Origin of the sequence: Hallella absiana (assembly GCF_025457485.1) — a bacterium.
GTDB classification, from domain to species: Bacteria; Bacteroidota; Bacteroidia; order Bacteroidales; family Bacteroidaceae; genus Prevotella; species Prevotella absiana.
Window position 1 is genome coordinate 89,580 of the sequence record NZ_JAMXSP010000001.1, and the last position, 18,349, is coordinate 107,928.

The following is an 18,349-nucleotide window of genomic DNA, read 5'->3' on the forward strand; positions in this document are numbered from 1 at the left end:
CATTAAATATCTATAAAAACGGAATGCAAAGGACTCTTTTTCGCAAAAAATAAATATCTTTGTAATATATTTCCATAATATAAACTTATCGGAAGTTGCATATGGATAATCTACTGGCACTGTCTGAAGAAGACATAAAACTACGGTACATTACTCCATCCATACTACAAAAGGGATGGTCGGTAGAAGACATAACTATGGAGACTAAGGTTAAACTTACAGATGGCAAGATTAACCTTAGAGGAAATTTAGTGGCTCGTGGTAAAGCTAAGTTTGCAGACTATATGCTTTATTACAATCGTGCTACCCCCATTGCCATTGTTGAAGCCAAGGACGCAAATCATACAGTCTCATTTGGAATGCAACAGGCAAAGGAATATGCCCAAATGATGGATATTCCTTTTGCTCTCAGTTCCAATGGCCAAGGTTATCAAGAATATGATTTCCTGACAGGAAAGGAACGCTCTTTCTCGATGGATGCCTTTCCAACGAAAGAAGAATTATATGCTCGATTCCTTACTGAGAGTAATGGTGGTAAAGGCTTCTCGGATGAAGAGAAGAAAATCATCAATCAGCCGTACTGCACAGGACAAGACATTTTCCCACCTCGATACTACCAGCGTAACGCCGTGAACCGTACCGTCAATGCGGTTGCACAAGGTAGAAACCGCTTGTTGCTTGTCATGGCGACAGGAACGGGTAAGACATATACTGCTTTCCAAATAGTTTACCGTCTTCTCAAAGCTGGTTTAGTAAAGAAAGTCTTGTATCTGGCTGACCGAAATGTTTTGGTTGACCAGTCTATTCAGCAAGACTTTAAGCCCCTGTCAAGTACAATCCATAAAGTAGATTATCAGAGCGACATTGAAACACATGGTGGACACTTAGCATACGAAGTATATTTCTCTCTTTACCAGCAGCTAATTGGGAAAGAAGGGAAACAGAACTACAAGGAGCTGTTTAAACCAGAGTTCTTTGATATGGTCATCGTTGACGAGTGCCATCGCGGAAGTGCCAAAGATGATAGCAACTGGCGTGAAATACTGAAATACTTTGAAGGAGCAATTCAACTGGGTATGACTGCAACCCCAAAGGAAACTAAATACCAGTCCAGTATCAGTTATTTTGGGGAGCCTATCTATACATATAGCCTAAAGGAAGGTATTGAAGATGGTTTCCTTGCGCCTTTCAAGGTTGTAAACATTACAACCAACATCGGTGATGAATGGCGACCTGTTAAAGGACAAAGAGACATAAACGGCAACCTCATAGAAGACCGCATCTATAATAACTCTGACTATGATTACAATATCATCATAGAAGATAGAATCAGAGAGGTTGCACATGAGATAACCCAATATTTGAAGAGCACAGATAGGATGGCAAAGACCATTGTATTCTGTGCTGATGAAGACCATGCCGACCGTATGCGCACAGCACTTGTCAATGAAAATTCCGACATGTGCAAGAAAAACCCAGATTATGTAGTGCGTATCACAGGCAGCGACCTTTATGGGCAGTCAAAACTTGACTACTTTATTTCCGTCGCTTCCAAGTATCCTGTGATTGCAACAACCAGTAAATTGCTCTCAACAGGTGTGGACTGCAAGATGGTGAAACTTATCGTACTTGACCAACGTATAAACTCCATGACAGAGTTTAAGCAGATAGTTGGTCGTGGCACCAGAATCCGTGAAAAAGAAGGTAAGACCCATTTCACAATCATGGATTTTCGTAATGTGACACGTTTGTTTGCCGACCCCGACTGGGATGGTCCGATTGAAGTTAACGACAATTATGTAAAGGGCACACCAAAGCCTTATCCAGAGATTGAGGAAGAGCCAATGGGTGTGAGCGAACCCGAGCCGGAACGTCCGCCTAAACCTATTGTTGATGAGGATGGATGCACGGTTGAGGTTATCAACAAAGTAGTGTCTGTATATGATGCCAATGGCAAACTTCTTCGCACAGAGAGCATCACAGATTATACCCGAAAGAACATCAACGACACCTACGCCAATCTTGATGACTTTATTCGCAGATGGAATGAAGCAGACAAAAAAGCTGAGATTACAGACCTACTCCGTGAGAGCGGTATTGACTTACAGGCATTGAAACATGATAGAGGCATGGATGATGTTGATGATTTCGATTTCATCTGTCATATCGCTTATGGAAAGAAGCCGTTGACTCGACGTGAACGTGCTGAGAACGTGAAGAAGCGCGACATCTTCAACAAGTATGGTGCGGAAGCCCGGAAGGTACTTGAAGCACTGCTCGATAAATATGCCAATGATGGTATTACCCAGTTGGAGAATAGAACGGTTCTACGCCTTGATCCGTTTCGGCAAATGGGTTCACCAGCCAACATAGCAAAATTCTTTGGTGGCAACCAGCAGTATTTTTCAGCAGTGAAGGAACTTGAAAGTTTAATTTATAGCAGTATAGCATAACCAGATATGGCACTTAACAATTTTGTAAAGAGCATCAGAAACATCATGCGCAACGATGCAGGTATCAATGGCGATGCCCAGCGTATCGAGCAAATTGCATGGATGTTGTTTTTGAAAGTATATGATGAGAAGGAAAACGATTGGGAGTTTGATGAAGATAATTATAAGTCGTTCATACCTGAGAATTGCCGATGGCGCAACTGGGCGAAAGATAATGGTGAAGGTGAAGCGATAACTGGCGATGCCTTATTGGATTTCGTTAATAATACACTATTTCCAACGTTGAAAGGGTTAGAGGTTAATCCTTCAACGCCGATGCGTAGTGCCATCGTTCGTACTACTTTTGAGGATGCCAACCAGTATATGAAGGATGGCGTTTTGCTTCGTCAGGTTATCAATGTCATTGACCAACTTGACCTAGGCAACTATGAAGAAAGCCATGCTTTCGGTGAGATTTATGAGTCCATCCTGAGAGAGATGCAGTCGGCAGGCTCTGCAGGTGAGTTCTATACACCACGTGCCTTGACAGACTTCATGGCAGAGATCATAGACCCTAAAGTTGGTGAAAAGATGGCAGACTTTGCCTGTGGTACCGGTGGTTTTTTAACGAGCTGGCTAAAAGCTCTTGACAAGAAGGTGAGGACGGCAGAAGATAAAGAGGAATATGAAAATTCAATCTATGGCATTGAGAAAAAGCAATTCCCTTATATGCTGTGCGTCACAAATATGCTCCTGCATGACATTGATTCTCCAAGAGTGATGCACGACAATTCTCTGACAAAGGATGTGCTTAATTACACGGATGAAGACAAGTTCGATGTCATACTTATGAATCCACCATACGGAGGTAGCGAGAAAAATGACATAAAGCAGCACTTCCCATCTGATTTGAGTTCCAGCGAGACAGCCGACCTATTTATGGTTCTTATCATGTATCGTCTTGCCGAAAAAGGCCGTGCTGCGGTTATCCTTCCAGACGGTTTCCTGTTTGGCGCCGACAATGCGAAACTGGCAATCAAGGAAAAACTGCTTCGAGAATTCAACCTTCACACTATTATCCGATTGCCTGGTAGCATTTTTGCACCTTACACATCAATTGCCACCAACATCCTTTTCTTCAATAAAGAAAAGGCAGAAGGCGCAGAAGAGGGATTTAGCACGAAAGAAACATGGTTCTATCGTCTTGACATGCCAGAAGGCTATAAACATTTCTCTAAGACAAAGCCCATGCGAGCTGAACATTGTCAGCCAATCATCGACTGGTGGACTAATCGACAAGAGATTGTGGATGCAGAGAACAACGATGAGAAATCACGCTGTTTTACTGCGCAGCAGCTTCTTGACATGGATTGTAACTTCGACCAATGCAAGTTCCCAAAGGACGAAGAAGAAATTCTTCCTCCAGCAGAACTCCTCGCCGACTACTTCAAGAAGCGCAAGGCTCTCGACCACGAGATAGACAAGACGTTGGCAGAAATACAGCGGATATTAGGAATTGAAATCAGCAAGGATTAGTACCCCCCAAAAAAATGACGGACAATGAAAGACTTGACAGTTTCAAATATAGAACGCCAAAATGTACTCAACAACCGTTTTGCTGTTGACGAAATCCAAAAGCGACTTGACATTTCAGGTATGTTTTTCAAAGGTGAATATTGGTTGACCAAAAAAATGGTTGCTGATTTTTATGCTGTTGATATATCTACTATTGATAGATACCTTGGATCCAACAGCGAAGAATTAAAGCATAACGGATATGTTTTATGTAAGGATAAGTCGCTGAAAGAGTTTAAGTTGCAATTTGCTCACCTTATAAATGAGGCGAGCAAAATCACTCAATTGGGTCTCTTTAATTTTAGGGCTTTCCTCAATATCGGTATGTTGCTTACGGAGAGTGAAAAGGCAAAAGCTTTGCGTAGCATGATTCTTGATTTAGTCATTGCAACGATACATGAAAAAACAGGTGGAGGCACAAAGTTTATCAACAGGAGGGATGCCAACTATATTCCTGCTGCAATAACAGAGGAAAGATACGTTTGTCTATGACGCCGATGAATCATGAGCGAACATTCAAGAAAGACAAGATAGGGAAGAAACTCTATCAGTTCTACCAGCAGGAGAAACAAAAAGATGAAAACTTCTAAATCAATTAGAACAGAATGAACGGCAAGCAATTAAAAAACAGCATACTGCAATGGGCTATACAAGGAAAACTTGTACCCCAGGACCCTAATGACGAACCGGCAAGCGTACTGCTTGAAAAGATTCGTCAGGAGAAAGAACGCCTGATAAAAGAGAAGAAAATCAAGCGAGACAAGAACGCATCTATCATCTACCGTGGTGAGGACAATTCCTATTATGAGAAGATGCTTGCTACGGGGGAGGTAAAGTGCATAGATGCGGAGATACCGTTTGAGATTCCAAAGGGATGGGAATGGTGTAGATTAGGAGAAATATCAACTTATGCCCAAACAAAGAGAAAGATCAACGCATCGAATGCCGATACTCAATTATGGGAATTGGATTTGGAAGATATAGAAAAAGGAGGAAGATTGCTGAATATTAAAACTGTTGGTGAGCGAAAAGCCATCGGTGACAAGACCGTCTTCAACCGTGGTGACATTTTATACAGCAAACTTCGTCCATATTTATTAAAGATACTCGTTGCACCTGAAAGAGGTATTTGTACTCCCGAAATCATACCTTTCACTTGCTACGGCAATATATGTAAAGATTATATTGTTAGCTTTTTGAAATCACCTTACGTAGATGATTACATTAATTCTGCAACGTTTGGTGTAAAAATGCCTCGTGTAAGCACAGAAACAATGACGTCTCTGTTAGTTCCACTTCCACCTCTTTCGGAGCAGTTCCGTATTGATACAAGAATAAAGGAGTTGATGCCATATATAGATGAGTATGGAAAAGCGCAGGATAAACTTAATAAGTTAAATGAAGAACTTTCCAATACTATTCGTAAGAGCCTCCTTCAAGAGGCTATTCAAGGCAAACTCGTTCCGCAAATAGCAGAAGAAGGTACTGCACAAGAGTTGCTTGAACTGATTAAGACTGAGAAGCAAAAACTCGTCAAAGAGGGCAAACTAAAGAAGTCTGCCCTCAACGATTCTGTTATATTCCGTGGTGACGATAACAAGTATTGGGAGAAGAAAGGCGCAACTTGTGAGTGTATTGACGAGGATATACCTTTTGATATACCAAAAAGTTGGGCTTGGGCACGTTTGGAAACAATCCTTAATACAGGCTCTGCTCGTAGAGTTCATGCAAAGGACTGGAGACAAGCGGGAATACCATTCTATCGAGCGAGAGAAATTGGGAAATTGGCTGATGATGGTTTTGTTGATAACGAACTATACATAGACCTCTCTTTGTACGAAGACTTTTCTTCAAGTGGAGTTCCTTTGCCAAATGACCTAATGATTACTGCTGTGGGAACTTTGGGGAAAGTATATATCGTCAAAGAAAGCGATAAATTTTATTACAAAGATGGAAGTGTACTGTGCTTGGCTAACAAGTATGGACTTTGTGCAGAATATCTAAAAATGGTGATAGAATCGCCTTTCTTTAAGGGACAATACAGACAAGAATCACAAGGAACAACAGTTGCAACATTGACAATGGTTCGCTTACAGAAGTATTTCATTCCAATACCACCATTGCAAGAACAATATAGAATTGTTGAAACGTATAAGAATATAGCAAGTATTATGAGCAAATAGGAAGCGAAGTATCTGAAATAGAACTGCCTTTTGAAATTCCAAATTCTTGGTCTCTTGCTCGATTAAATGCAGTTTGCCAACTTACAGACGGTTTAAAAACAACAGGCAAACAATGCTTATTAGATGCAAAATACCTGCGTGGTAAAAGTTCTGAAGCTATAGTAGAACAAGGTAAACTTGTATATAAAGGTGACAATATAATGCTTGTGGACGGTGAAAACTCTGGTGAAGTTTTCATCGTACCACAAGATGGCTATATGGGTAGTACATTCAAGCAGTTATGGATAAGTTCCTCAATGTACAAACCTTATGTTTTAGCTTTTATACAGTTCTATAAAGAGACATTGCGCAACTCTAAGAAAGGTGCAGCAATTCCACACCTTAACAAGGAATTGTTTTATGGGCTTATTATTGGTATTCCACCACTGCAAGAGCAGAGAAGAATAGTTCAGAAGATAGAACAATTAACGCAGTTGCTCAAATAGTTTTTCTATTTGAGCAACAATGCGTTGTTGCTCTTTTTGAGTAGGCAATGGTAATAGTTTGTCTTCCAAGTAACCCACAACAATACGTTGTTGATTAGCAGTTCCCTTAAACGTTGCTTCATCTATGAAATACGGAGACTCTAAGAAATACAACAGATACCACCTGTCTATTGTATTTCCATAGGGTCTCAATACCTTTAATTCTGTTGTTCCTGCACCGATTCCATTGGGTAAGTCATGGAAAATTGCAGACTTTCTGTTTTGAAAACATGGCGTGATTTTAGCAAAAGCAACGTCACCATTCGCAAAATGAGTAAATCCCTTTTTTATATTTCCCCATTTGACCAAATCAAAAGTGAAATCTGATTTATAACCTGCGCTTATCTTTTCCATTGGAATAAATGCAGCTAAAGTCTCATCATCAGCCTCATTCTTTGGATTTAATTGAAATACATCACGAATCCTTACCCATTGCCAATTTGCAGGAATAGGAAATGGTATTTCTTCAGTTATATCTACACATTTTTTCCCAATCTTCTCATAGTACTTGTTATCGTCACCTTTGAAGATAACACTATCGTTGAGGGCAGACTTCTTTAGTTTGCCCTCTTTTACGAGTTTTTGCTTCTCTATTTTTATTTGTTCGAGCAGTTCTTGGGCTGTACCTTCTTCGGCTATCTGTGGAACAAGTTTTCCTTGAATGGCTTCTTGAAGAATGCTCTTTCTGATAACATCATTGAGAGAAGAGTTTAACAGATTGTGCCTTTCTTGTGCCTTATCGTACTTCTCAACTTCAGTAAAAACATCCTTAAGTTTATTTGTAATTCTATTCTGTTCGGCTAAAGGCGGTAGTGGTATCAGTAAACTTTTAAGCCTATTGGCTGAGAGTCCAGGCATGGCAGTTCCTATAGATGCAAGACTATTACTCTCCTTTTGTAGGTAGATGAAGTAATACACATACTCACAAGTGCCATCTACAAGTGGCCTCAATCTGTGAATATGATTTTGAAGACAAATATCATAATCTTCATTCCAAATGGCAGAACGTCCGTAACCCGCGCCCCCTTCACAAACAAGCAAATCACCTTTTGTAGCGGAACAGCTTTTAATCTCTTCTTCTGTAAAATTCATAACCTTTACATTATCAAGGACAAAATATCCCCAATAGAGATTTGATGTAGTTATAAATTTCTGTGGTGTTCCACCACTTTTGTTACTACTACTTTGCTGTTTACCACTTGTGTGATTGAATATGTTACCAAGTCGTGTCCATTCCCACCCCTGTGGAATCTCAAACGGTATCTCCTTATCGATGCACTTCACCTCTCCCGTAGCAAGCATCTTCTCATAATAGGAACTCATAGAAATAGGTCATACATATTATATAGAGGGCAATGTCGCCCAATAATACAATATAAATATGACAGAAAACACATTTGAAAACGTTTTGCGCCAGGCAAATATGGCGCAGAACACAATTACGGCATACCTGTATGCTGTAAAGGAGTTCAACTCTAAGTTTAAGGAGCTGAACAAGAAGAACCTGTTGGTCTATAAGACCTTCTTGATTGAAACGTATAAGCCCAAGACGGTGAACCTACGTATTCAAGCCATCAACAAGTACCTCGACTTTATGGGGAAGTCCAAACTTCGCCTGAAATCTGTGAAGGTGCAGCAGCGTACCTATTTGGAGAATGTCATCAGCAATGCTGATTACCTCTTCTTGAAAAAGAAACTGAAGCAGGAAGATAACAAAGAGTGGTACTTCGTGGTTCGTTTCCTCGCAGCAACTGGGGCACGTGTCAGTGAGCTTGTGCAGATAAAAGTAGAGCATGTACAGGTAGGGTATTATGACATCTATACCAAAGGCGGCAAGATACGCCGTATCTATATCCCGAAGGCTCTACGAGTAGAAGCGGCAGAATGGCTTGAAGACTCGAAACGCACGACTGGGTATCTGTTCTTGAACCGTTTTGGTCAGCGCATCACTACCAGAGGCATAGCGCAACAGTTGAAGAACTATGCAGTGAAGTATGGACTCAACGAAAAAGTGGTATATCCACATTCCTTCCGTCATCGCTTCGCAAAGAATTTCTTGGAAAAGTTCAATGACATTTCTCTCCTTGCCGATTTGATGGGACACGAGAGTATAGAAACGACACGTATCTATCTCAGAAGAACCGCAAGCGAACAACAGACTATTGTTGATAAGGTGATAACGTGGTAAAAATAGAAGTGCATCCTCGATTTTCTACGGACAATGTAGAATATTGGGATGCACTTTAAACTAAGCTATCCTGTGGAAGTAAATCCATAAGGAAAATAGAGAATAGGCTTATTGGTGCAATGATGTAGAAAAGCCGCTGTGACATCCAAATACTTTGCCTCTGCTGACAATATCCGCCATGTGTTGTGTCTGCTTTCGGAATATGGCATCTTGCTCCTTCCTATGTTGGCTCAAAACTTTGCGCTCGTATTCTATTGCCTTGCGGTTGGTCTTCTGCACCTGAGTTACGCTGCGTTCGTACAAGTTGAAAAGGTCAGTGAGTTGGGCAAAGATAAGGCCGATGGACAAACCTTGCAGACAACCGACCAAGTTCCCTACAAAGTTGCCCTCGAAGGGGTGTACTTACATTGACCCTTCACCGTCAGTACGAGCAGGAAACAAAGGAAATCCGCACGGACGTGGAAGCCTCACGGGAGATGAACGGGCAGACGGTCTATTTCGATGCTGATCACCATCCAATCATCAACGAGAATGAAACTAAAGCAAAGGAGCCCCTCTTTGCCCCTGAGGAATACAGCCTGTAGACACAGAATGTGTCAAGGGTGAACAAAGAAAGTTCCGAGAACAAGTACGACCTATAGGTCAAAAAAATAATGAGGGAGGCGACAAACGAATGTCGTCTCCCTCATTTTCTTTATATACAGCAGGTAAGCTTTCAGGGACACAGTCGAAGCAGACACAAGTCCAACATCGAGGTCCCTTCATTCTAACCTCTGCCCTTTATAGCGTCACCACAACGCGGCTGCCATTGTACTTGACCAGTTTACCTTTGACCGCATGATCGATGTCAAGGCCTTGTGCATGTGTCGGACTGACAAGGATGACGTTGAACTTACGGTTTTTCAGCATACCATTGAACGTACCTTTGCGGGCACCGATGGTCAGCGTATGCTGGCGCTCGTTCCATGTCATCGGGATGGTGGCATAGCGTCCTTTCTCGTAGTTGTAGTTAGTATTCTCGTCCTCATAGAGCGTGAAGCTGCCGTCACGACCGGCGAAGACATAGAGATCGATGGTCTCTGCCGGTTTCTCGTCGCTCCATTCCATCTCCGGTCCTACCGGCAGCAGGCTTCCCTCGGGCACAAAGACCGGTATACGCTCCAGCGGTGCGTCGGCCGTAATGGTCTGTCCGCCATCGTAGTGCTTGCCTGAGAGCAGGTCATACCAACCACGCTGAGCGGGCAGATAGACCTCACGGCTACGTGCCTGGTACTTCGCCACGGGGCAAGCCATGAGCGAGGGACCGAACATCCACTGGTCCTTGACATTGTAGACCTTATCGTCGCCATTGAAGTCCATCACCAGCGCACGCATCATCGTGTAGTCACTGAAGTGCACGGCACCGGCCAGCGAATAGATATAGGGCATCAGACGATAGCGCAGGCGGTCGTACCAGACAATGGCCTTGTAGGCAGGATGTGACTCCGGCGCGATGTTCCACACCTCACGCAAAGGCCACTGACCATGCGTGCGGTAGAGCGGAATGAAGCATCCGAACTCATTCCAGCGGGTCTGCAACTCACGCCACTCCTTCAAGTCAGCGTTTTCCTCACCGGTCTTGTCATAGAGCTGTTGGGCTTTGACATATCGGTTCTCCACCGAGAAGCCACCCTGATCCATGCCCCAGAAGGGCAGCCCGGCCAGGTTGTAGTTCAATCCGGCTGTCATCTGCGCGCGCATGTCTTCCCATCGTGTGCCAATGTCGCCGCTCCACGTAGCTGTGGAGAATCGCTGTTCACCGGCGAAGCCACTACGTGTAAGCAGGAAGACGCGCTGGTTGGGGTTCACCTCGCGCTGTCCGTTGTAGATGGCATCGGCGTTGACGAGCGAGTAAGCGTTGAAATATTCCGTCGTAGAGCCCAAAGCAGTCGGTCCGCTCAGAGCCTTGCGGTACCACATCGGCGTACAGTCGCGCACGTTAGGCTCCGAGGCGTCCATCCACCAAGCATCGATGCCATGGTGATATTTCGTATAGAGATTCTCATCCATCTGCCGCCAGAACATCTTGCGGGCACCTTCGGCATAGGCATCGTAGAACGAGTTCATATAGCCAGGGCCCACCCAGTCACGGATGGAATCAGCGATACACTGGTGATACATCCATCCTTTGGCATCGAGTTCCTGGTAGTTCTTCGTGTTGGGATAGAACTTTGGCCATACCGAGATCATGAAGCGTCCGTGCATCTGATGTACGCTGTCGAGCATCGCCTGCGGATTGGGATAGCGCGAAGCCTCGAACTGGTGACTGCCCCACTGGTCGTCGGCCCAGTAGTTCCAGTCCTGCACGATGTTGTCCACGGGGATATGACGGCGACGGAACTCCGCGAGCGTCTGCTCAATGTCGCCGCTGGTCTTGTAGCGCTCGCGGCTCTGCCAGAATCCCAAAGCCCACTTGGGCAGCACCTGCGCCTTACCCGTCAGCGTACGATAACCGTGGATGACCTCGTCGACGGTGTTTCCGGCAATGAAGTAATAGTCGAGATCCTTGGCCATCTCGCTCCATACGGTCAACTGCTGCTGACGTTGCTCACTACGTGGAGGTGCTACTCTCAGCGCGCAATACGACACATCGCCGTCGGGCAACCAGTCGATGAGCAGCTTCACCTTTTGTCCTGCTCTCATCGGAACGTTGAACCGGCACGCATTGGGGTTCCATGCCTGCCGCCAATGTTCGGGCACTACCTCCTTGCCGTCGACGTACACTTTGGTATATCCGGCGTAGTAGAGATTGAAATGATAGTTGTTGTCAACAGGTGCCTCGAGGTATCCCTCATAGGTCACATGGGCGCCGTTGAGCTTGAAACCGGCAGGCAGATGGCTCACGTCGCCATCGCTGTTGCGCTTCAATGCCAAGGCAGGCAGGCTCACTTCGTAGCAGATGCTGTCCTCTGCGCGTGTGATGGTCTTGCCGTCGCGGTCGGTATAGGTACCGGTGAGGTTTCCTGCCACACCGTTCTTGTCGTAAAGGCGGAAAGCGCGGTTCAGCGGCAGGTTCTCACCGGGGTTGCCGAAGCGGCAATAACTGTAGCTGTCCCACAGGATGCCATAGCCTTTGTTGCTCACCACAAAGGGCACGCTGACCTTGGTGTTGTACTGATAGAGTTCCTCGTTCAGCCCCTTCATGTTCAGCTCGTTGGCCTGGTGCTGTCCGAGTCCATAGAGTGCTTCGCCTTTGTTGTCGGCGAAGCGCAACAGCCACGTCCATCCATGCTTCTGCGCGTCAGTGAGATGGCTGTCCACGCCAATCTCGCGCTCAGGCACCGTATAGGGGAAAAGCTGTTTGCCACCGGTGTCCTCAGCGAGGATCTGCTTGCCGTTCTCGTCGTAGAAGCGGACGAGTCCCGTCTGCTTGTCGACTTTCGCCACGACCGCCGACGTGTTGATCTTCACGTCGCGGCTGTCCTCCGATACCGAGTAACTGAAGGCAGGCGTTGGCTGTTTCACGATGATAAGACTCTGCTTCTCGGGGAAAGCCTTCTCGCGGGTAGCCTCCACGCGGATGATCTTCTTGCCGATGACCTGCAGGCGCACCCACTGCGGATCATTGGGACCGGGATGGGCTACCTCCACAGTGACAAAGTTGCCGCTGCGCGTAAACGACGCCGCTGACAAGCCCATGCTGGAGAGCAGCATCAGGGCGGCTATCAGATATTTGTGATGAATGTGCATAATGGTATTTAGATGATGATTGTATTGCTATTGCTCAAGGACAAGCACTCAGTCCTTGACAAATTTCTTACCTTGAAACAAGTAGATGCCCTTCGGCAGACTGGCCTCCCGAAAATTGCTCACATGGCTTTTGACGACACGTCCACAGAGGTCATAGACGTTGCCCCCACTACTTTTCCCAGCGGAAACGAGGCTGATATCCGTCGTCGGTGGTGCCGGAAAAATGCTCTCATAGTCTTCCTTCGCCTCACCTACGCCTGCTGTGATGCCGCTTAAATCATACTGATCGAAGACCGAACCGTCGCGGCGATTGATAACGGTCAGCGTGTTGGAGCCCGTGGCGTTGGTGTCCCACACAAAGGGGATGACACCGTCCTGCATGGCTTCAGCAGTGATCAGCCGATACCAATATTGTCGGCTCTCATCATGCTTGGCCTGATCACCTTCCGTAGCCGGTAAGGTGCGACGGATGGCACCGTACTCCCCAAGGATGACGGGATAGCCCTTGTCGACGAAGGCAGCGTTGAGACAGGCGAAACTGTTCTTGATCGACTGTTCCTCCTGCGCGTTGGATATGTGGGAGGCCCGCTTTGGACCGTGTTCCACCCAATAGTAATAGGCCGTCTTCGCATCCGTGTTCTGACAGAAGTTATACGGGTCGTAGCTGTGGATCTCTACCATCAGCCGGTCCTTGGCCGTGTCGTTGATGCGGCTGGCATCGAAGTGCTTCACCGTGTATCCGATATTTGTCATCGGTCCCTGCACCACGAGCACACGCTTGGCATTGTTGCCGCCCGTAGCACGGACGGCGTCTACAAAGACATTCTCGTATTCGATCAGCCGATCTGTGAACTTCTTGAGATCAGCGTCGGACGGACTCCACTGGTTTCCCAACATCAGCGAGCCTTTGGCATCCGAGCTTGCACCGCCCACGCCCGGCTCGTTGAGTCCGGCAAAGATCACCCGTTCGTCATAGTCCTTGAGCGCATTGGCGATGTTGGTCCACAGTTTTCGGAGCTGTTCCTTCTTTGCGCTGACATCGGCTTCCGTGGTGAAACCGTCGTACTCCAGCCAGCCGCCGTCCCAATGGTCGTTGATGATGACATAGAGTCCGGCGTTGATACAGTAGTCGATGATCTCCTTGACACGGCTCATCCACGCCGGATCGATGGTCATCGCCGCCTTGTCAGCAATATGCCCCATCACCCACGCACAGGGGATGCGCACGCTGTTGAAGCCATTCGCCTTGACGGCATCAAGGATCTGCTGCGTGGTCTTGGTCGGCTGCCACGCCGTTTCGGAGGCTGTACCGGCGGCGGCTGTGAAATTGTTGTAATAGCTTCCGGCCTCCAGCGTGTTGCCGAGGTTCCATCCGGGAGCCATATAGTGTGCCATCTGCGCGGCGGTGAGATCCATCGTCTTCATGCCGGGATGATCCTGGGCAAAGGCAGTGGTGAGAGAGCCTGCAAGGAGCAGGGCGAGATAGAGTTTCTTCATACAGATCAAATCAAATTATCCTATTACAAGTATATGAATGGACTGGTTGCCATGGATAACGCACCAGTCCATTCCATATTATTCTGTTTTCAAGATTAATGGAGTTTTCCGGGAGTCTCCACGCTGTTGATGGTGACCTTGACCTTTGTGGGATCAACGAGATCCTTCCACAGGTTGTAGAGCTCAACAGACCACACCACAGCACCCTGACACTCACCGGGCAACGTAGCAAATACCGAGTAGGAGCCGTCGCCAGTGACCGTTGTGCGTCCGAAACTGCTGCCGCCCCAGTAAGAGGGACTCCAGTCGGGGTCGGCATAGCTCAGCTCTGTCTTGTAGCTCTTGGCGGCACCGGCCTTGAGATTTCCGTCAATGCCCTTGATCGTGAAGTTGACAATCATATTGCCGGCGAAGTGGAGGCCAGAGGCGTCCACGCCATTCTGCTTGGTACTGCCATACTCGCTGTAGATCTCGATGCGTCCGTCGGTGTCGTTGCCGTCTTTGTTGACAAACTCAGTCTTGGAGAAGTCCATGCCCACGGTGGGGTCGGTGTCGAGCGCAATGTTCACGATCTCAGCCTTCACCTTCGACGCATCGACGAGGTCGTTGGCGAGATTGTTGATGTCGATACAGAAGACGATAGCACCATCGGCGGTCGCACCACCTGTCTCCATCCAAACGGTGTAGGTACCGTCGCCCGTGATGCGGGCATCATACTTGTCACCAGTGAGCCCGGACCAGTGAGACGGATCCCAGGAAGCGTCGGCATATTCCAGTCCTGCAATGTTTTCCTTAGCGGCTCCACTCTTGTAGTTGCCGTCGAGTCCACTGATCTTGAAGGTCACAGCCATGGTGTTGCTGAAACGGATAGAGGTGGGATCGATGACGGCATTGCCTTTCGTCTTACCGTACTCGCTGTAGATCTCAATGCGTATACGCCCGTTTTTCTCCAAGTCGCCGATGTCGAGCTTACCCGATCCGTTCGGTTTGATCTCGGAATATGGGCGTACGGTGCGCAGGCAGACGCCATAGTGTCGCAGTGAGTTGCCGTTTTTCACGATGCCATTACCGTCGAAGGTCAGCGTGTTGGCATAGTTGCCGTCGACCTTGCTTGCGGTTCCGGTCCAGTAAAAAGCCTTGCCGTCGTTGATGATCTCCTTGCCGTCGCGGTAGCCGGTATAAGGCAGGAAGATGGAGTTTCCGTTGCCGGCAGTGAAGCGGATGCCTTTCACGCCATTGACGGTATCGAAGGTTTTCTTGGTCTTCTCGATGAGCTCCTTGACCTGGTCGAGTGTCGGCATCTGGGAATAGAACGGGAACGAGCCGTCGATGTCGAGATTGTTGGTGAGGTCGAGTTCCGTGTTGGCGATGTCACCGGTGGAATAGTCAGCGTTGTCCTTGGAGTACTGTTCGGCAGTCTTGTCGCCGTATCCAAAGTAAGCGCCCACGCCTTCCTCGCTCTCCGCGCCGATGTTGCACTTCGCCCACGTGACGCTGAGTCCGAGATCGACATATTCCATCGTCTGCGTCTTGGTGGTGAGTTGCTTCACGGGACCATATACATATCCGTCGCCTACCTTGACGAAAGCCTTATAATAATAGGTGGTGCCGGGCAGCAGCCCGCCCACTGTGGTAAGATCAAAGTCGCGCGCATCGGAGAGCAGATCTTTGCTCATCCCTATCTTCATGCCTTTCTCCACCGTGCCGAGGCCTTCGAGTCCGGAAAAAGAGGCTGAGAAGGTAGCCTTGGTGTAGCTGATGTCCGTGGCGTCGAGTGTCTCGGCTTTGGCATCCGTGGCGACAAAGGTCTTCACCTCACCATATTTATATACCTTGTTCTGCAGGCAGACATAGGTGGCATAGTGGTAGGTAGTGCCGGTGTGGAGACCACTGAGACTGGCTCGGATGGTGTCGGCCGACAGTGAGCCGCGCACCTTGGTGCCGCCGGCGGTGGGATCGTCGGCTGTGGAATACATCACGCCGACCTCATAACTCGACGGATCGGCAGAGGAGAGATCATCGACGGTGCCGTCGATGGCAGCGCTGACGGCCGTCACAGCGGCGTCGCCCGTGGTGATGGAGGTGACGATCGGCGTGGTCGACACCGAGTAGTTGTCATCGTCGGAACAGGAAGTGATGATGAGCGAAGAGGCCAGCAGTGAGGTGGCCATCATCATCAGTCCGGAAAAATATTTCAGTTTCATGATAACTTGCTTTATAGTAACACTAACAATTGATGCTGGACCGTCAGCTGTTCCTCAAGCTGTGGAGGACCGACGACTCACGTCGTCTTTGTCCTCCCGAACTTGATGAATGAAGCCTAAATCCAATATCTATAAAAAACAGAGCGGTCCTTATTTGTGTGAACCACGTGTGGCACGATGATGCGCTTTGGCAGTGTCTGGTTTGACAAACGGCGCGCCAACGTCCATCTTCACGTCTACTGTCACCGAGAACGTCTTGGAGAAGCTGCATTGAGCGGCAAGTCCTGCCGAGGCTCCCCAAGGATTGACGATATAGCGGCGTGCCGTAGATTCCTTGTCACCGACTCCCCGGTCAATGGCAGCGTCGTCGAAGGCAACGTCCTTGCCGTCGGCCTGAATGCTCTTCACCACGATGTCGCAGTTAGGATGGTCACCGAGCAGTTTCTCTATATCGAGATAGACACCATAGACATTGTTGCAACTGCCGTTGATGGTGAAGGTATAGGTACCGTCAGAGCCGTCTTTGACAAAGACGTCGTCGCTCTGCTGGAAGGTCCAACCCGCGTCAAAGAGGTGCAGACCACCTTTGTAGGTCTTGGCCACACCGGCGCGCACGACAGTCCACTGATAGCCCATGTACTGATAGAACTTACCCTGATCGTCGTACTCCCGTGCTCCCCACACGATATTGTCCAGTCCGCCGGTCTGCGGATTGCAGTTGGTCTCCTGGCTGAATCCGAGGATACGCAGGCTGCTCTCATTGGTGGTCATCACGGCGCGTCCGTCCTTGCTGATGGCAAAGGTGGGCAGCGCGGGCGTGAAGGAGTAGATGCCATCCTTGCTCAGCGTATAGGTGCCCTTGGTCTCGTTGCCGTCGGGAGTGGTGAAGGTATAGCTGTGGTTGCTGCTGTTCATCACGATGGTGACGTCCTCAAGGTTGTCGACAGGTGTGAAGGCCGTCACGCCCTTGGCCTTTCCGTCCTTGGTGTACCAGTCAAAGCCAGTGAGCTTGTAGGTGATGATGCGGTCGTTCTTCGGTTCCACGAAGTCCATCCATCCGTCTTCCATGGTTGGGAAGACCTCCACCTCAGGAGCCTCGTAGTGGTCGGCATAGTCTTTCGATACGAAGTTGAAGCAGAGCCACCACTTGCCCTCGCCGGAGGTGTCAGGGTTGCGAAGGATGGCGAGACGCAGCTGGTTGTTGGTCAGCGTGACGATATGGATGTCTTTTTGCCATCCGACGGCGTCCTGACGGTCATCCCATTTGGGCGAGTGAAGCAGCGGGCAGTCGGTCAGGTTGAGCTTGTGATTGTCGAGATCGAGCAGATAAGTGCCTTTCTGAGCCTTGGCAACGCCACTGGGATCGTAAGTCACACTCTGCACGTTGGCACCATCCTTCAAGTCGAAGGTGATGGAACTCTTCATGAAGTTGCCCGACTCATCCTCGTGGTTGGCAGCGGGATCCCAGTTGCTCGTGAAGTTGTTCCACTCAGCATTGGTGGCCGAGGGGTCGCCATAGGATATCTCGCCCGAGCAGAGCCCATAGTTTCCGTTGTCGGGAATCCACGTCTTGCTCTGTCCGACACCACCGGTGAGCATGGTGTAGAGTTCGTTGTTGACAAAGTCGGCACAGAACTCATCGACGGTGAAGTGAGCGGTGTCGCCGTAGACATAGCCGCCGCGTGTGTTCACACCGAAGAGCACGTCGTAGGTGCCGGGAAACGGAATCTTCAGCGTGACCTCTTTCTCCTGAGACCGGCCTTGCGGCTCAATCCAGTTGACTTGATAGCGGTCGGCCATCTGACTCTTCAAATACACGATGTTGGGGTTCTGGTCGTCGTGGGTGATGGTATAGGCCTGTCCTTCGACGAGATCAGCCGGCGTGACATCCTTGTCGCCGAGGTCGTAGTCATCGGGCGAGCACGCTGCCATGCCGAAGAGCATGAGTGCCGCCGCTGCTAAGGCATAGATATAATGATTGATTTTCATAATGCGTTTTCTGTTTAGTCCATTCTTT

At 48.0% G+C, this 18,349-nt stretch carries 12 protein-coding genes and 1 pseudogene; 8 read left to right on the forward strand and 5 right to left on the reverse strand.

All coding sequences use genetic code 11. From position 1 onward, the window contains the following. Positions 1-101 precede the first annotated feature (101 nt). From hsdR to NG346_RS00395, 5 genes and pseudogenes are all read left to right on the forward strand, one after another. Complete coding sequence (gene hsdR, locus NG346_RS00375; protein ID WP_262288076.1) at positions 102-2,453, forward strand: EcoAI/FtnUII family type I restriction enzme subunit R; 2,352 nt, start codon at positions 102-104, stop codon at positions 2,451-2,453. Between the two features lie 6 nt (positions 2,454-2,459). Continuing rightward, the gene (locus NG346_RS00380) at positions 2,460-3,968 is read left to right on the forward strand and encodes a type I restriction-modification system subunit M (protein ID WP_262288077.1); all 1,509 of its coding nucleotides are present in this window, start codon (positions 2,460-2,462) and stop codon (positions 3,966-3,968) included. 24 nt (positions 3,969-3,992) lie between these two features. Further along, positions 3,993-4,487, forward strand: a pseudogene (locus NG346_RS00385) (DNA-binding protein); the annotation flags it as partial. 125 nt (positions 4,488-4,612) lie between these two features. After that, positions 4,613-6,190, forward strand: a complete 1,578-nt coding sequence (locus NG346_RS00390; protein WP_262288078.1) for a restriction endonuclease subunit S — start codon at positions 4,613-4,615, stop codon at positions 6,188-6,190. Between the two features lie 206 nt (positions 6,191-6,396). Then, positions 6,397-6,675 (forward strand): restriction endonuclease subunit S, encoded by a 279-nt coding sequence (locus tag NG346_RS00395; protein WP_262288079.1) that lies wholly within the window; start codon positions 6,397-6,399, stop codon positions 6,673-6,675. Here the strand turns inward: NG346_RS00395 and NG346_RS00400 are convergent. Then, a complete protein-coding gene (locus NG346_RS00400) occupies positions 6,655-8,037 on the reverse strand; it encodes a restriction endonuclease subunit S (RefSeq protein WP_262288080.1) in 1,383 nt (460 codons plus the stop codon). The two genes, NG346_RS00395 and NG346_RS00400, sit on opposite strands and share 21 nt — an antisense overlap. 58 nt (positions 8,038-8,095) lie before the next feature. On the opposite strand from NG346_RS00400, the gene NG346_RS00405 reads away from it, so the two are divergent. The 3 genes from NG346_RS00405 (at position 8,096) to NG346_RS00415 (ending at position 9,486) form a co-directional block, all read left to right on the forward strand. Beyond that, positions 8,096-8,902 carry a tyrosine-type recombinase/integrase gene (locus NG346_RS00405; RefSeq protein ID WP_262288081.1) on the forward strand — a complete coding sequence of 269 codons (807 nt, stop codon included), beginning with the start codon at positions 8,096-8,098 and terminating at the stop codon, positions 8,900-8,902. Between the two features lie 138 nt (positions 8,903-9,040). Next, positions 9,041-9,313, forward strand: a complete 273-nt coding sequence (locus NG346_RS00410) for a hypothetical protein (protein ID WP_262288082.1) — start codon at positions 9,041-9,043, stop codon at positions 9,311-9,313. Next, on the forward strand, positions 9,310-9,486 hold the full coding sequence (locus tag NG346_RS00415; protein WP_262288083.1) for a hypothetical protein: 177 nt from the start codon (positions 9,310-9,312) through the stop codon (positions 9,484-9,486). The genes NG346_RS00410 and NG346_RS00415 overlap by 4 nt, the downstream gene beginning before the upstream one ends. A gap of 196 nt (positions 9,487-9,682) precedes the next feature. Here the strand turns inward: NG346_RS00415 and NG346_RS00420 are convergent, their stop codons facing one another. From NG346_RS00420 to NG346_RS00435, 4 genes are all read right to left on the reverse strand, one after another. Continuing rightward, a complete protein-coding gene (locus NG346_RS00420) occupies positions 9,683-12,631 on the reverse strand; it encodes a TIM-barrel domain-containing protein (RefSeq protein ID WP_262288084.1) in 2,949 nt (982 codons plus the stop codon). A gap of 48 nt (positions 12,632-12,679) precedes the next feature. Beyond that, on the reverse strand, positions 12,680-14,128 hold the full coding sequence (locus tag NG346_RS00425) for a cellulase family glycosylhydrolase (protein ID WP_262288085.1): 1,449 nt from the start codon (positions 14,126-14,128) through the stop codon (positions 12,680-12,682). A 95-nt stretch (positions 14,129-14,223) separates the two neighbouring features. Further along, positions 14,224-16,332 (reverse strand): hypothetical protein, encoded by a 2,109-nt coding sequence (locus NG346_RS00430; protein WP_262288086.1) that lies wholly within the window; start codon positions 16,330-16,332, stop codon positions 14,224-14,226. A 150-nt stretch (positions 16,333-16,482) separates the two neighbouring features. Then, positions 16,483-18,321, reverse strand: a complete 1,839-nt coding sequence (locus NG346_RS00435) for a hypothetical protein (RefSeq protein ID WP_262288087.1) — start codon at positions 18,319-18,321, stop codon at positions 16,483-16,485. Positions 18,322-18,349: the final 28 nt, after the last annotated feature.

Coding starts and splice junctions, on each gene's coding strand:
- hsdR (WP_262288076.1), top strand. CDS start 102: ATGGATAATCTACTGGCACTGTCTGAAGAAGACATAAAACTACGGTAC.
- NG346_RS00380 (WP_262288077.1), top strand. CDS start 2,460: ATGGCACTTAACAATTTTGTAAAGAGCATCAGAAACATCATGCGCAAC.
- NG346_RS00390 (WP_262288078.1), top strand. CDS start 4,613: ATGAACGGCAAGCAATTAAAAAACAGCATACTGCAATGGGCTATACAA.
- NG346_RS00400 (WP_262288080.1), bottom strand. CDS start 8,037: ATGAGTTCCTATTATGAGAAGATGCTTGCTACGGGAGAGGTGAAGTGC.
- NG346_RS00405 (WP_262288081.1), top strand. CDS start 8,096: ATGACAGAAAACACATTTGAAAACGTTTTGCGCCAGGCAAATATGGCG.
- NG346_RS00420 (WP_262288084.1), bottom strand. CDS start 12,631: ATGCACATTCATCACAAATATCTGATAGCCGCCCTGATGCTGCTCTCC.
- NG346_RS00425 (WP_262288085.1), bottom strand. CDS start 14,128: ATGAAGAAACTCTATCTCGCCCTGCTCCTTGCAGGCTCTCTCACCACT.
- NG346_RS00430 (WP_262288086.1), bottom strand. CDS start 16,332: ATGAAACTGAAATATTTTTCCGGACTGATGATGATGGCCACCTCACTG.
- NG346_RS00435 (WP_262288087.1), bottom strand. CDS start 18,321: ATGAAAATCAATCATTATATCTATGCCTTAGCAGCGGCGGCACTCATG.